Source organism: Acetobacter papayae JCM 25143, assembly GCF_000613285.1.
GTDB lineage: Bacteria > Pseudomonadota > Alphaproteobacteria > Acetobacterales > Acetobacteraceae > Acetobacter > Acetobacter papayae.
Map to the genome: position 1 here is coordinate 1 of NZ_BAIN01000176.1, position 566 is coordinate 566.

Below are 566 nucleotides of genomic sequence, written 5' to 3' on the forward strand. Positions count from 1 at the left end.
CTGCGGTATCAGGAGCAGCACCCGCCCTCGCTACAGGGCTTTGTGCACTGGCTGCGCCACTCGCGCGAGACTGTCCGGCGCGAGGCAGAGGCTGGCGGCAATGCGGTGCGGGTCATGACGGCGCATGGCTCCAAAGGGTTGCAGGCACGGCTTGTCATCCTGCCCGATACGGTGGGCGCGCCCCGCTCGGAGGATAGGCTGTTCTGGGCGCATGACGCGGCCAGCGGGCTGGATGTGCCGCTTTATACGCCGCGTGCGGCCATGGGTGTGGGGCTGACACGCAGGCTGGCAGAAACGGCGCGCGCCCGCGCGGTGGAGGAATATAATCGTCTGCTTTACGTGGCCCTGACCCGTGCGGCCGAAAGGCTGGTGGTCTGCGGCTGGCGACCCGGCCGCACGGTGCCGCCGGAAAGCTGGTACGAGCGCTGCCGCGAAGGGTTCGAGCGCGCAGGCGCGCGCAGCGTGGACTGGAATACGGAGCCCTTGCCCGAGGGGGCTGAAGCTCCCCCCGGTGACTGGCCGGGCACTATGCTGGTGCTGGAGGAAACACCCCGCACCCCGGCCCC

At 69.8% G+C, this 566-nt stretch carries 1 protein-coding gene; it reads left to right on the plus strand.

Translation table 11 applies throughout. The features are described from left to right. Positions 1-566: 3'-5' exonuclease (locus JCM25143_RS20490; protein WP_035371581.1), on the plus strand; the 566-nt coding region annotated here is incomplete at both ends.